This window comes from Neobacillus sp. 204 (assembly GCF_046562815.1).
Taxonomy (GTDB): Bacteria; Bacillota; Bacilli; order Bacillales; family Cytobacillaceae; genus Neobacillus.
Genome location: NZ_JBJORY010000022.1, coordinates 41,986 through 54,633 on the forward strand (window position 1 = coordinate 41,986; position 12,648 = coordinate 54,633).

General features: G+C 34.8%; 14 protein-coding genes, 1 pseudogene and 2 riboswitches. Of the genes and pseudogenes, 10 read left to right on the forward strand and 5 right to left on the reverse strand.

Annotated elements, in window-relative coordinates; translation table 11 throughout:
- Positions 1-83: 83 nt before the first annotated feature.
- The 4 genes and pseudogenes from ACJ004_RS27735 to ACJ004_RS27750 form a co-directional block, all read left to right on the forward strand.
- Positions 84-266 (forward strand): annotated as a pseudogene (locus tag ACJ004_RS27735) (isocitrate lyase/PEP mutase family protein); the annotation flags it as partial.
- A 25-nt stretch (positions 267-291) separates the two neighbouring features.
- Positions 292-867 carry a bifunctional transcriptional activator/DNA repair enzyme AdaA gene (locus ACJ004_RS27740; RefSeq protein WP_410896312.1) on the forward strand — a complete coding sequence of 192 codons (576 nt, stop codon included), beginning with the start codon at positions 292-294 and terminating at the stop codon, positions 865-867.
- A gap of 20 nt (positions 868-887) precedes the next feature.
- The gene (locus ACJ004_RS27745; protein WP_410896313.1) at positions 888-1,364 is read left to right on the forward strand and encodes a methylated-DNA--[protein]-cysteine S-methyltransferase; all 477 of its coding nucleotides are present in this window, start codon (positions 888-890) and stop codon (positions 1,362-1,364) included.
- 197 nt (positions 1,365-1,561) lie between these two features.
- Entirely contained in the window at positions 1,562-1,912 is a 351-nt protein-coding gene (locus tag ACJ004_RS27750; RefSeq protein WP_410896314.1) for a YkgJ family cysteine cluster protein, read from the forward strand.
- 152 nt (positions 1,913-2,064) lie between these two features.
- Positions 2,065-2,146: riboswitch (cyclic di-GMP riboswitch) on the forward strand.
- A gap of 590 nt (positions 2,147-2,736) precedes the next feature.
- On the opposite strand, the gene ACJ004_RS27755 is transcribed toward ACJ004_RS27750, so the two are convergent.
- Both ACJ004_RS27755 and ACJ004_RS27760 read right to left on the reverse strand, forming a co-directional pair.
- Positions 2,737-3,006: an excalibur calcium-binding domain-containing protein gene (locus tag ACJ004_RS27755; RefSeq protein ID WP_410896315.1), complete on the reverse strand. Its 270-nt coding sequence runs from the start codon at positions 3,004-3,006 to the stop codon at positions 2,737-2,739.
- A gap of 136 nt (positions 3,007-3,142) precedes the next feature.
- The gene (locus ACJ004_RS27760; RefSeq protein WP_410896316.1) at positions 3,143-4,372 is read right to left on the reverse strand and encodes an EAL and HDOD domain-containing protein; all 1,230 of its coding nucleotides are present in this window, start codon (positions 4,370-4,372) and stop codon (positions 3,143-3,145) included.
- Positions 4,373-4,667: 295 nt separating this feature from the next.
- Here ACJ004_RS27760 and ACJ004_RS27765 point away from each other — a divergent pair, with 295 nt between their 5' ends.
- The 3 genes from ACJ004_RS27765 to ACJ004_RS27775 all read left to right on the forward strand — a co-directional run bounded on the left by ACJ004_RS27765 (position 4,668) and on the right by ACJ004_RS27775 (position 7,288).
- The gene (locus tag ACJ004_RS27765) at positions 4,668-5,054 is read left to right on the forward strand and encodes a response regulator (RefSeq protein ID WP_410896317.1); all 387 of its coding nucleotides are present in this window, start codon (positions 4,668-4,670) and stop codon (positions 5,052-5,054) included.
- Positions 5,047-5,970 carry a cyclic di-GMP-binding domain-containing protein, MshE-related gene (locus ACJ004_RS27770; protein ID WP_410896318.1) on the forward strand — a complete coding sequence of 308 codons (924 nt, stop codon included), beginning with the start codon at positions 5,047-5,049 and terminating at the stop codon, positions 5,968-5,970. The genes ACJ004_RS27765 and ACJ004_RS27770 overlap by 8 nt, the downstream gene beginning before the upstream one ends.
- Before the next feature lie 297 nt (positions 5,971-6,267).
- A riboswitch (cyclic di-GMP riboswitch) is annotated at positions 6,268-6,353 on the reverse strand.
- A 350-nt stretch (positions 6,354-6,703) separates the two neighbouring features.
- Positions 6,704-7,288 (forward strand): class I SAM-dependent methyltransferase, encoded by a 585-nt coding sequence (locus ACJ004_RS27775; protein ID WP_410896319.1) that lies wholly within the window; start codon positions 6,704-6,706, stop codon positions 7,286-7,288.
- Positions 7,289-7,411: 123 nt separating this feature from the next.
- Here ACJ004_RS27775 and ACJ004_RS27780 read toward each other — a convergent pair whose 3' ends face one another.
- Complete coding sequence (locus ACJ004_RS27780) at positions 7,412-7,885, reverse strand: DinB family protein (protein WP_410896320.1); 474 nt, start codon at positions 7,883-7,885, stop codon at positions 7,412-7,414.
- Positions 7,886-7,986: 101 nt separating this feature from the next.
- Between ACJ004_RS27780 and ACJ004_RS27785 the strand changes: the two genes are divergently transcribed.
- Together ACJ004_RS27785 and ACJ004_RS27790 are read left to right on the forward strand one after the other, a co-directional pair.
- Positions 7,987-8,679 (forward strand): ArsR/SmtB family transcription factor, encoded by a 693-nt coding sequence (locus tag ACJ004_RS27785; RefSeq protein WP_410896321.1) that lies wholly within the window; start codon positions 7,987-7,989, stop codon positions 8,677-8,679.
- 525 nt (positions 8,680-9,204) lie between these two features.
- Positions 9,205-10,443, forward strand: coding sequence for a glycosyltransferase family 2 protein (locus tag ACJ004_RS27790; RefSeq protein ID WP_410896322.1), 1,239 nt, complete (start codon positions 9,205-9,207; stop codon positions 10,441-10,443).
- A 99-nt stretch (positions 10,444-10,542) separates the two neighbouring features.
- Here ACJ004_RS27790 and ACJ004_RS27795 read toward each other — a convergent pair whose 3' ends face one another.
- Together ACJ004_RS27795 and ACJ004_RS27800 are read right to left on the reverse strand one after the other, a co-directional pair.
- Positions 10,543-10,677 carry a BA3454 family stress response protein gene (locus ACJ004_RS27795; RefSeq protein ID WP_410896323.1) on the reverse strand — a complete coding sequence of 45 codons (135 nt, stop codon included), beginning with the start codon at positions 10,675-10,677 and terminating at the stop codon, positions 10,543-10,545.
- A gap of 357 nt (positions 10,678-11,034) precedes the next feature.
- On the reverse strand, positions 11,035-11,370 hold the full coding sequence (locus ACJ004_RS27800) for a hypothetical protein (RefSeq protein ID WP_410896324.1): 336 nt from the start codon (positions 11,368-11,370) through the stop codon (positions 11,035-11,037).
- Positions 11,371-11,668: 298 nt separating this feature from the next.
- On the opposite strand from ACJ004_RS27800, the gene ACJ004_RS27805 reads away from it, so the two are divergent.
- Positions 11,669-12,571 (forward strand): DMT family transporter, encoded by a 903-nt coding sequence (locus ACJ004_RS27805; RefSeq protein ID WP_410896325.1) that lies wholly within the window; start codon positions 11,669-11,671, stop codon positions 12,569-12,571.
- Positions 12,572-12,648: the final 77 nt, after the last annotated feature.

A 12,648-nucleotide genomic window follows, 5' to 3' on the forward strand; every position in this document is an offset into this window, starting at 1 on the left:
ATAAGAGCAAGAATGAGGACGAAATGAAGGTCAAAAACTTGTTAAAATGGGTCCAACACACATTAGGAGGAAACAAAATGAAGGTAAGTGCGCCTTTAAACGTATTATCTTTACCTGGACTAACGAATTGTAATAAGCTTAAAGAGGTAGGAGTGAAACGTTTTAGCTTTGGAAATGCTCTATCGGATAAAGTGATTGCCTTTTTAGAGAACAACGCGGCTCAATTAGTAGCGTTAAACGATACAGCGCATTTATATGAGGACTAGTTTAGCAATGACAGGAGGTTCAGTGATGGATACGATTGATCTTACTTTTGAAGAAATGTGGGAGAAAATCATTTCTTGTGATCGTAAATATGATGGGTTATTTTTTACGGCGGTGAGAACCACTAAAATATACTGCCGTCCTTCTTGCCGATCTAGAAAACCGAAAAAAATAAATGTGGATTTCTATCAGGATATCAATGAAGTGGAGAAAGCTGGTTATCGTGCGTGCAAAAGATGTCAACCAGAGGTAGAGCATTCCCCGCATATCGGACTTGTCCGAAATGTCATTGCTTTCTTAGTCAATCACTATAAACAAAACCTCGTATTACAGGATATTGCCAATCATGTCGGAGTAAGTTCGTATTATCTTGAACGACTTTTCAAAAAGGAAACCGAAGAGACTCCACGACAATATCTGGAAAAAATAAGAGTCGATAAAGCAGCGCATCTTCTAATCAGCACAGATCTAAGGGGCCTTGAGATTTGCTATGAGGTTGGATTCCGTAGTCCATCCAATTTCTATAAGGTGTTTCGAAGTTTAAAACAATGTTCCCCTAGTGAATATAGAAGTATGAATTCACAGGCGGGGGAAATGAAATAGATTCAGGTGGAGGGTTTTCTATGAGTAAAGAGTATAAATTAGATTACAAATCTCCGGTTGGAGTATTAGAAATAGTGAGTACAGAGGAGGCTATTTGTTCCATCCTGTTTACTGAACAGGACAGTATTGTTAACCATTTAGATGAAGAGACTCCAAAGGTCCTCCAGGATTGTTTTGAGCAATTGGATGAATATTTTAAAGGAAAGCGCCATACCTTTACCTTTCCTTATATCTTTAAAGGTACCGATTTTCAAAAAACTGTGTGGAGCGCTTTAACAAGAATTCCCTTTGCTGAAACCTGTTCTTACAAAGATATCGCAGTGATGATTGAAAATGAAAAGGCCATTCGAGCAGTAGGAAGTGCAAATGGCAAAAATCAGTTAAGCATCGTCGTTCCGTGTCATCGAATTATCGGTTCAAATGGCAAATTGACAGGTTATGCTGGTGGCTTGTGGAGAAAGGAATGGCTGCTCCAGCATGAAAAGTCTTTCAAATAGGCAGGGGATAAGTCAACACTCCATTTTCATGCTGCCAAACTTGGTTCCTTATTCAAGTAGGCAACTCTACTAGTAATATTATTGAACTACTTAACTATGTTATAATATATTTAACTCGAAAATAAATTTTGACCCAAAGCCTGACTAGCAGATCCTAATCAGGTTTTTTGTCGTCTAAATAATTAGGGGGTTGTCTATTGGAACAGTTACCGTGTAAAGGGTGCAAGGGATTATGCTGCGGTCCTGTTCTTGTCACTGCAAGCGAGCTAAAGAAAATAAAAAAGAAAATTAAATCAATGCCTACTAAAATACGATTAGAGCTAGAGAATCAAAACAGATATTATGGAACCTGTATTTTCTATGATATACATAATGATCGATGTGGAATCCATTCGGTAAGACCTGAAATTTGTCGTATGTTTGGATTCTATAAAGAACTGACTTGCTTTCGAAAACCAGAATTGGCAACTAAAAAGATGAACCAACCTGCTAAAGAAAAACATGTAGGAGTTTTAACGGTTGATTTTACATGGAAAGATTTTAAGTAGGAATCCTAACAACATCATTCTATCAAAAGAAACAAAGCACCTTTATGAGGTGTATTTTTTATGTGCAATTAACAATCTTGTCGATTGAAGTCGATTTGTTTACCTTCCAAAAATATTCCAACAGTGCTACTATTTAATCATAGTTATACTATATCTGATAAAGGCAAACCTATTGAAAAGTAGGGACGCAAAGCCACAGATCTAAGGTGAAACTATGATGGCTGGGCTGCCGGATTTAATCATTCAAAAGGGGTGTTCTAATTGAAGTTTAAATCCATCCTGTGTTTCTTTCGCAGGCGACATAAGTACAGTTATTACACTAGTAAATGCATCAGATGTGGAAAGCAGAGTAATAATAATTATTAATATGGAGCCCGAGGGTTCTTTTTTTTGGTTCTTTTTCTAAAGGATTGGTGCATTTTTTTGAATCGCTGATAAAATGGTTGGATTCGCTGATAAAATTGCAGAATCGCTGATAAAATTGCAGAATCGCTGATAAAATTGCAGAATCGCTGATAAACTTATGAAATCCGCTGATATATCGGATTGATTCACTGAAAAGGTGGGTTTTCCCCTTTATTAATTGATGTTTTGTGTAAAATTACACTTCATTATATAGACTTTTATGATTAATTTAATGATATACCCAATCAATAGGCGAATTTTTAAGTTTTATGGGCGAATCTTAGGTATTTATGAGAGAATTTCAGTCTTTCATGAGCGAATCTCAGTTTTTATGGGCGAATTCTAAAAAGCAGTAAATTTTTAGAAAAAGGCGAAAATAAAAGAGGACTAGAGCATCAGTCCTCTTGGGTATTTTCCGATTAACGCTCGCAGGCAATCAAGTCCTTATCACGGTCACTTTTCTTATTAGCGTCATAAAGGGCCTTTGATACATATGGCTTGTACTTCGTTTTGCCGCCTTTGTTTTTAACTTTAGACGTACGTGCCACGCCACCTTTAAAGTCTTTGTTCAAAGCCGTACAGTTTTTGTAAGTTTTGATTTTTACTTTTGCCTCAGCAGTATCAGTCACACCGAGGGATAACCCCAAAAGTAATCCTAAAGATAGTAAAATAGTAACGAACTTTTTCATATTTTCCCCACTTCCTATTATGATCATGCAACTTCCATAATAGGATATTTTCCGTAGGTTATCAATATGACAATGGTAGAAAGGAGTTATTTTTTAAAACCGTAAAAAACTGTCCTGATATGTCCCTTTTAAACTATCAATCAATCATTAGATTATTTACCCATTTAAATGCTTCATGATAATAATTCAGGGTAATATGATCCTGGATTTGCAACTTTTTACACCATAAACTAACCTCTTCCCAAGCTCCTCTTTCAATTGAAATGATTAAATCCAATGTGTCTTTCATCTGATTAGATATGCCTAGTAGGGCTTCACAAATGTCCTCTTGGAGTGGCATTAAATTTAAGATTTCATCCATCTCCATCCCTAGCAATGCATCCATAAGTGAAAACAATCCGGTTAAGAAATAGGACGATGATTCCTTTCGTTTACTTTTATGTAAAGAAATAAACTCACACACTTTTGCACGAATGAGGCTATTGTTAAACAATTCTCTAGACCATTCATTTTTACCAGTGATTGTACCCCTGAGTGATAGAATATAGAGCCACTTTTTGAGTTCTTTTAAGCCAAGGCGAACGATGGCTTGTCTAATCGAATTTATTTTATGAATGGAACCGTAAGCAGGGGAATTGCTCAATTTAAGCAGCTTATAAGATAGTGATAAATCTTGTTCAATTAACCGGGTAATCAAATCGAGATCCGGTTCACTCTGAGATAAATGATTGATAATGACAAAATAATTTTGGAAATACTCCGGTACATCACGTGTAGATAGAATGACAGGTTTAGAAAAAAAGTACCCTTGAAAATATTCATACCCACATTTTACTGCTGATTCGAATTCCTCTAAAGTTTCAATTTTTTCCGCTAGCAAGGTATAGTTGTATTTTTGGGAAAGCCTCTCAATGATCCTTCTCATATGAGGTTTAGTATCTCTAAAATCAACCTTTACGATATTGGCGAGTTCCAATAAGGGAAAGTAAAAGGGATTATCTTTTTTTAATACAAAATCATCAAGCGCGATTTGATAACCCTTAGATTTTAGTTCCTTGCATATATCTAATATTTCCGGAGTTATTTCCACTGTTTCTAATATTTCCACTACCACTTCATTTGGGTGGAGATAGGTCGGAAGTCTTAATTTTAGGAGATTTTCAGTAAAGTTAATGAAACAAATTTTGCCATTAGAAAGTTCATCTATTCCTATATTAATAAAACTATTAATGATCACATCAGTCGTAGCTATATCTCCGTTAATGTCTGGAAAACGGTTGTCTGGATTGTTCCGATAAAGCAATTCATAAGCAAATATGTCTTTTGCCTTTGTGAATATTGGCTGTCTGGCGACAAAAACCTCCATAATACACACTCCAATATCTAGCATCTACATTCATTGTATTCACGAAATTTGAATTGTTAAGATCTTATTATCTTAAAATATATGACAATTTTCTTAATATAAAATAAATATATAGCAAAAGTGGATGTCACTCAATAGATTTGTAAAAATATTGAAAAGTTTTGGCTGAATATCACTAGTAAACTGAAAGAAATTAAATATATTGTCGGAATTTAATGTAAAAATAAAGGTAAAAAGAATAGGTCCGTAGAACTACTAAAGATATACGATTTTTTAAATTAAGGAGATGACAAATATGGGAAATAATTTAAGCGTTCTAATTTGTGATGATTCTTTATTGATACGAAAAAAATTAAGAGAAGTCTTGGAAAAATGTAAATGTGCTGAAATTTTCGAGGCGGAAAATGGAAATGTAGCGGTCGAATTAGTAAAAGCACATACCCCTGATTTAATCTTTATGGATATTGTTATGCCAGAAAAAGATGGGATTGAAGCATTAAAAGAGATCAAAGCGACTAATCCTGAGGCTAAAGTTGTCATGGCCTCATCTGTAGGGACAAATGATCAACTTAAACGAGCACTAGAAAACGGAGCTTATGATTTTATTCAAAAGCCTATTAATCTTGAATCGGTCTTGAATCTCATTGAAAAGGTCTTAAAGGAGGGAAGTGTGAATGTTTAGTCAATATTTTGGCCATTATTTATTAAATCGTGGCTTAATTACTAGAGAACAACTAGCAGATGCATTAGAGTTTCAGAAGTCTGTTCATGTGAAGTTTGGGGTCATTGCTGTTGATGAGGGATATATGACGCCCTTACAAGTAGAAGAAGTTCATTTGAAGCAAAAGCAGGTAGATAAACGTTTTGGCGAGATTGCGATTGAATTTGGCTTCCTAACGGATGATCAGGTGGAAGCGCTTGTTTCCAAGCAAAAGCAGAATCACTTATTCCTAGCTCAAGCCCTCGTGGACCGTGAATATATGACGATTGATCAATTCGGGACAGCCTTAAACGATTATAAAAAAGAGTATAGCCTGTCGGATGATCAATTTGAAGCCATTAAGAGCGGCAGCATGGAAGCATTAATTGAAAACCTTCTTGAAACAAATGATTCTAAGAAAAAAGCTACCTATGGAAAGTATCTCTCACTGTTTGCCAAAAACTTAATCCGGTTTATTGATGATCAAGTGTATTTAGAGGTAGCCGAGCAAGAGGTTGAGCAGAAAGGAAATTGGATCGTTCATCAAGAAATTATCGGGGAATCCCCACTTTTTACTGCGATTGCTGCTAATGAAGAGGCATTTCTTCATATTGCTTCCCAACATGCTGAGGAAGAATTAACAGAGGTGGACGAACTTGCGAAAGCATCGGTTTGTGAGTTCTTGAATCTAAATAACGGAATTTATTTGGTGAATATGTCGAATTGGGGCATGGAGCTAAATATGAAGCCTCAAGAGATTAGTGAGAATGCCGCAGTGGCAGGAGATTCATTCCTTGTGACGGTCACTACTTCCAAGGGTTCTTTCCAATTAATTCTCGCCGACCAGCCTGAGATGATTTCGGTACAGCGACAAACGAAAAATAAACAGACCGTCTAAGTAATAAATGGAGTCAAAAAAATACCGAGGAAGTTTCCCTTGGTATTTTTTCTTTCTGGAAGATGATTTATGAATAGATAGAGTATCTCAACTAGGTGCTCTTACATCAGGAATTGTTTATGATACGAAATCTTTCTTTCTAGTTTACTTTTTAATTCTAAATCCAAACAGCCTTCAAGTAATAATTCATTGTAACGCATACGTAAAAAATGCCATTCCGTTTTGAATCTGGAAAAGGACAGACTGGTGCTCATAATTTCACTCCTTTAATTGAATCACAAATCGTAGGAGCCTGTATTCGGAAGCTGGCGAGCATAATCAATGGGATCTTAGCCCCTATAGCTTTGCGTCACCATTTTTCAATGGTTTTGCCATTATCGTACGATTTATGTAATATACTAATTTTATAGGATAATTCACCCATTTTTCAAGTACTATTTTCATGTTTAATATAGTTGAATATCCTACTTTCATCCCAGTTCCTGTCACAGCCCCATCATTTTTTTGTGGCAAAAATAAATTGGATCGTGTTTAAAAGAAAAAATGAAAATATCTTGTGATTAATGTCATTTTAGTTTAATATCAATTACAGACATCAAAGATCTCTAATGTATTTTATGGGGGAGAGAGTTTTAGAGCCACAAACTATGCTTTACACAAAATGATTTATTTTTTGTCTTAATTATAGATATTAAGTATCTATAATATATTTAATATAAAGGAGATCAATCATATGGAAAAAAGAGAGTGTAACTCTAAAGAAATGGATCGTTTAGCAAAGAAAATTGAATTCCTTGATAATCCTGAAAGAAGAGGAGATATCCCGCCCGAACAGCTATTGAATATGCTTCCTATTCATAAAACTGCTAATATCTTAGATTTAGGTGCTGGGACAGGGTATATAACAATCCCAGCAGCTAAAATCGTGGAGGGACAGGTTTATGCATTGGATATCGATCCTAAAATGTTAGAGGTTGTAGACTCTAAGGCAAAAAAAGAAAATATTTCAAATATCAAAACTTTGAAAGGTAGTATTGATGATATTCCGCTGCCTGACCATTCAGTGGACCTTGCATTAGCTTCATTAGTTCTTCATGAGGTTAAGAACTTAGCTCATTCACTGGAGCAAATTAAACAAGTGCTTAAATCTGATGGATATTTCGTATGTATTGAATTAGAAAAGAAAGATAACCCTACCGATCACCATCCTAGAATTTCCTCAGTAACGATGGAACAGGAAATTACCAATGCAGGACTTAGAGTAATACAGACGTTAAATCCGACAGATGTTATTTACATTATTATTGCAAAGAAGTAGCCTATGTGGACAGTTGGTTTGGGATACGTATAAACACAAAATCTTAAACCTCTTGATACATAACTCATAAATAACTCATGAAAAGGAGGATATTTTTTTCATATCCTCTTTTTCATGAGCAGGTTAGTCCCAAATCATTGGTCTTTCAATATGTAGCATTCTTAAGTATTGTAACAATTGGCCCGTATGAACTGCATCATGGAATGACTTTCTTTCCAAGGTATCTCCCAGTGTCCGTCTAATTGGTTTATGTGGCCATTCAATATAAATTGTATTAAAATCGCTTGGTTTTAAAGTAGAAACATAATTAATAAATTCATTGTAGTATTCTTTAGACCTATTTAATTCATTTTCTAGATTTGTATATGGCTCAGCCCATAAATGTGCCTGCTCTTCATCCGTAGGTAATCGCTTCTCTTTGAGAATCTTTAGCCAAGATAAATCATGCAATAACACATGTCTTATTGTCTCTCCAACAGTTAATGCATCTTTATCAGGCCTCCAGTTTAAAAGGTGATTTGGAAATGCAGCTGCGGTCATGAGGAAACGTCGTCGGCATTCTTGAAAGTCTAGTAAAAATAATTCTAATGAATTCAATATGAATTCCTCCTTTTTATATTTTTCTACTTAATTGTAATTAATGAATAGTAAGATTATCATCGAAGTATGGATTACATTAATATTTTGGAGGAATGAAATTGAACTTTGATCCGTTAGTTTCAGAGGTTGCTTCAATTATAAGTGAACACTCACGATCCACAATGTTATTAACTTTATTAGATGGTAGAAAATATACGGTTTCTGAATTGGCAATTGCTTCAAAAATAACTCCTCAGACGGCCAGTTTTCATTTATCAAAAATGATCGATAAAGGTATTATAAAATCTGAAAAACTAGGCAGACATAAATACCTTTCTTTAGCCAATTCTGAAGTGGCTAGGGTCTTAGAATCATTTTTATCGCTCACAGAAGAAAGAAAACCTAATTCCTTTAGAGAGGTTTCCAGATCGAGAGAAATACATTTTGCTCGAACATGTTACGATCATTTAGCAGGAAGGCTGGGAGTGGAAGTAACCCATTCCTTATTAGATAACAAATACATTCACGATAATGGAGAAAACTTCGAACTTACTTCGCAGGGAGAGAATTATATAAACTCCATAGGGATTGATTTAATTCAATTAAGAAAGAAGAGGCGTGCGTTTACTTGTAAATGCCTAGATTGGAGCGAAAGAAGATTTCATTTATCAGGGGCATTAGGTAATTCTATATTATTGCATTCACTAGAAAATAATTGGATAGAAAGAATACCTTCCACTAGGGCACTTAAAGTAACCAATAGTGGTATAAAAGGCTTTAGAGAAGTATTTGGAGTAACTCTGAAAATATGATGTAAATGAAGAAGAAAGCTCAAAGTGGCTACGGATTGAATATGCAAAAGGAAAGCAAGGATGGGTCAGTGCAAAGTATACAACTTATTAATCTTTTGCAAATTTAATTTTCACTATTATAGTTTGATACTCTTCTTTAACCAACGTGTGGAAGAGCTGAAGACCCAGCTGCCGATTTTGGTAGCTTTTTTCTTTTTTGCTAACAGGGCAGGTTACTTGAATAAGTAAAATATCTTCGAAATGTGCAGCAAGCTAATAGCTTTTTTAAATATTAAGAATATGTAAAGTATGTAAATTTTTGTTCTTGTCCAATTCGATATTTAATGTTCGGACATACAATGTTCTATCTTTTAATTAAGGTGGTGATATATTATTTCACATGGTTATGGCATTAATTTTGCTTTAATCGGTGCTTTTCATCCTTTTAATTTTGTCAGTATATCTTCGTTAAATACTAGTTTTAAATAAACGGAACAATTAGCCGAATTTCTATAATTGTTCGAAGCTATAGGCTCTCAAGGAGGAATGAGTAAAAACATGGAAATTGAAGTTACAATCATCATGCCTTCATATAACCGCTATCCCCTTAATCTGCTTAGCCTTTATGCATTGGAGAAACAGAGCTTTGATTTATCCAAAATGGAAGTGATATTGATTGATGACGCCTCTACCGACCAGACCCCCAAAATTAAGGAATACCGTCCTCCCTACCATTTTCAATATATTCGCAATAGAACCAATGTTGGGGTTGCTGCTTCAAGAAATATTGGACTTAGGCATGCGAGGGGAGAGATTATTATCATTTTGGATGCAGAAACCATCGTTCCCCCTAGCTATGTTACCATTAACCGCCAGCATCATCTAACTCACGAGAACTCAGTTGTTATTGCAGGAAGCAAGCGGGGTCGCATTTATACTTTTTTATCCCCGGATTTTACTAATAATCAAATCAACGAGATTTATAAGTGGAGCGAAAAAAATTCTCTCTTCAACCAACGCCTTAAAGAGGTGGTATCGCAAGAACAGACACTTAGTAACTTAACGACTCATATCAGGCTTTTACAAGAACCCCAACAAGTGGTTAAGAAAGAGGATATTGACGATATAAAAAATTTATCCTCAATTGTAAAATACAAAAGTTATGCTCATCATTTATTAAAATACCTTAGGGAACATTTTTATAGCAGCCCATTGCGTTGGATGGCTTGCTTAGGTTTTCTTTCTATTAAAAAAAGTTTTATGGAGCAAGTCGGCGGCTATGAGGAGAATTTCAAAGGATGGGGACCCGAGGATGCTGAGTTTGCTTATAGATTATATAAGGCAAATGCTAATTTTATTATCGAAGATGAATTAGAAACGTATCATCAAGAACATCCGCCGTCGAATACGAAAGAGGAGGATATGAACTTAAATCGTCTGTTGTTTCAACAAAAGCACCCGGTACTTGATGTATCCATTAGAGCTCTACACTCTATTCATCCGACGAATTATGGACTCGTGGAAAAGATTATATTAGAACATCAATCCCTTTATGCAAGCTTTCCCAATGAGTTTCATGAATTTAACCATGCAATCATAACATTACTTCTTCAAATTCGTATAAATATTGCAGAAAACCGTCCCCTTGTTAACCTCATTCAAAATACCGAGTTCAGTGACGACTCGATTGCAATGGAACGTATCCTGATCGAAAGAGATCATATACAATCCTATGGTAAATACAATCATCTTGTATGGTTGTTCGATAAACTGAGTACGATCTAAAAGATGAGTGGAGCATGTCTTCAAGCTAGGGGAAGAGGCAACCAGAAAAGTCTTCCAGTGATAGAGGCAAAGAAGAGAACATTATAATCATGTTGTTATTTAATTTGCCCATTGTTTCAGAACCTGTTCTTTGGCTATTAGGTAAACTTCTTCTTCTGATTGGTTTTTGTTAGCTATTACATTGGTTTGATAAATTTTCCCCTTGAATTTTACGTAGATTGTATACTTATACATTTTGTTCTTTCTCCATCCTTTGCAGTAATGACTTAACAGTTATTATAAAAGCAATTTTTTAAGCTCTGATGGATTTTATGTAAAGGTTTATTAAGTTTTACCCCCACTGTGAAGTAAAGAAACCCATTGAAGGATAAGGGGATGATGGGGCTTTTTCATGACCGTATAAGTGGTGGTCATTTTTTTAAGAAAGTGTTAGTTTAACCAGTAATAAGTTAAGGATTAAATTGAAATTTAGTGGAAAAAAGATGATGGAGGAGAGGGCTGAAGAAGCTTTTATAATCAAACTCAAGTATTAAGTAAACACTTCATGGGGAAGTATACAAATTGGGCAGAAAGGTTAGTAGAGAAGCACTTTTACAAGTGCTTCTCTACTAAAACCTCATCCAGAGAAATGATTCTATGTGTTAACTCTTTATTCGAATCTAAAACACCAATAACAATTTGATTATCTTCTGTTATTGTCGCATACCTGAAATGTTCATCCCCATTAATGAGGAAAGTAGTTACCTGTTTTGCCTCCATCTTCGCAAAGACACTTTCTGTATACTCAAGTGGTAGAAAATCATCCAATCCTTCTGTTGGTCCACCAACCCATTTAAACAGGATATCTTTGATTGTAAATTGCTCAATCATTGATAATCTTTTCTTGAATAGTAGCTTATCCACGGTTATTGTTTTCAGTTTAATCACTCCTCAAATAGTAAGTAAAGTTTATACTTTCAAACTTCTAACATCAACTGTATTCCGGTGACAGAATATTTACATTTTGATTTCGGGTTAATGTTAAATTTTTTAAATGTATTTTAGGCACTATTTAAAATAGAAATCATTTTTTAACATTGCTCCTTTCCTTGTTCCACTAACGAAGCAGTTTAGTGGAAGAAGAAAAATGTTCAAATCGTGGTTTATTGACTCCTTCAAATTTGTTACAATTACTTTTTGAAAAGTTATTAACATATTAAGATAAACAGTAGAATGAGGTAATGCAATGACAAATTTTATGTACATATTTTGCTTAATGGTATGGGGGCTAAATTTTATTGCGGTGAAAATTCAAGGAACACCCGTCAGTTTGGAATTATCATTATCATATCGTTTAGTTATGACAGCTTTTTTATTTTTAGTTCTTGTGTGGTTCCTTAAACCAAAGGGGAGACCACGTACAAAAGATTTCCCGTTTATTATAGTTTTTGGTGTATGTAACTTTGCATTAAGTTATCTGTGCCTTTATTACGCCACAATTTTGAGCTCTGCTGCCATTGTAACTTTAATCTTTTCGTTAAAAGTGATATTGACTCCGATTGCTCTCCGTGTTTTTTTAAAAGAGAAATTATATTCTCGCGTGTTAATTGGGGGAATTCTAGGGGTATTTGGAGTATGTGTCCTAATCTATCCGAACTTAAAAGATTTTCAAGGACTTACTGATTTAAAAGGAATTATGATTGCTTTGTTAGGTACGATTCTAACAGCTGTTGGTGATGCAAGTTCTGCAAGAAATGCTAATAGAAAGATTAGCCCTATCTATGCAAATGCTATTGGTTTTACAATTGCTGGTGTTTTAATGGGGGTAATTGTACTGTTCCAAGGAAATAAAATTATACTTCCAACAACAGTTACATATTTATCTGCTTTGCTATATTTAACTTTGATTGCTTCTTTTATGGCTTGGCTATTTTATTTAAAACTTGTAGAAAAAATTGGAGGGGCAAAAAGCGGGTATATGGTAGCTCTATTCCCAGTAATTGGAGGGGTTGCTTCTGTTTTAATTGGTGAATCAACTCCATCAATTTATTTGGTAGTAGGGTGCCTTTCTAGCTGTATTGGAGCTGCAATTGCTTTAGGGGTTAGAATTCGAAGTCAGAATAATAATCTGCCTGTAAATACTAATTAAGAATAGACTTCCTTATTAAGCTAACGGGTGCTTTACTTCAATAAGGAGTAAGGCTTTTTTCTTGTTCAACTAACGAA

Coding starts and splice junctions, on each gene's coding strand:
- ACJ004_RS27740 (WP_410896312.1), top strand. CDS start 292: ATGGATACGATTGATCTTACTTTTGAAGAAATGTGGGAGAAAATCATT.
- ACJ004_RS27745 (WP_410896313.1), top strand. CDS start 888: ATGAGTAAAGAGTATAAATTAGATTACAAATCTCCGGTTGGAGTATTA.
- ACJ004_RS27755 (WP_410896315.1), bottom strand. CDS start 3,006: ATGAAAAAGTTCGTTACTATTTTACTATCTTTAGGATTACTTTTGGGG.
- ACJ004_RS27760 (WP_410896316.1), bottom strand. CDS start 4,372: ATGGAGGTTTTTGTCGCCAGACAGCCAATATTCACAAAGGCAAAAGAC.
- ACJ004_RS27765 (WP_410896317.1), top strand. CDS start 4,668: ATGGGAAATAATTTAAGCGTTCTAATTTGTGATGATTCTTTATTGATA.
- ACJ004_RS27770 (WP_410896318.1), top strand. CDS start 5,047: ATGTTTAGTCAATATTTTGGCCATTATTTATTAAATCGTGGCTTAATT.
- ACJ004_RS27775 (WP_410896319.1), top strand. CDS start 6,704: ATGGAAAAAAGAGAGTGTAACTCTAAAGAAATGGATCGTTTAGCAAAG.
- ACJ004_RS27790 (WP_410896322.1), top strand. CDS start 9,205: ATGAGTAAAAACATGGAAATTGAAGTTACAATCATCATGCCTTCATAT.
- ACJ004_RS27795 (WP_410896323.1), bottom strand. CDS start 10,677: ATGTATAAGTATACAATCTACGTAAAATTCAAGGGGAAAATTTATCAA.
- ACJ004_RS27805 (WP_410896325.1), top strand. CDS start 11,669: ATGACAAATTTTATGTACATATTTTGCTTAATGGTATGGGGGCTAAAT.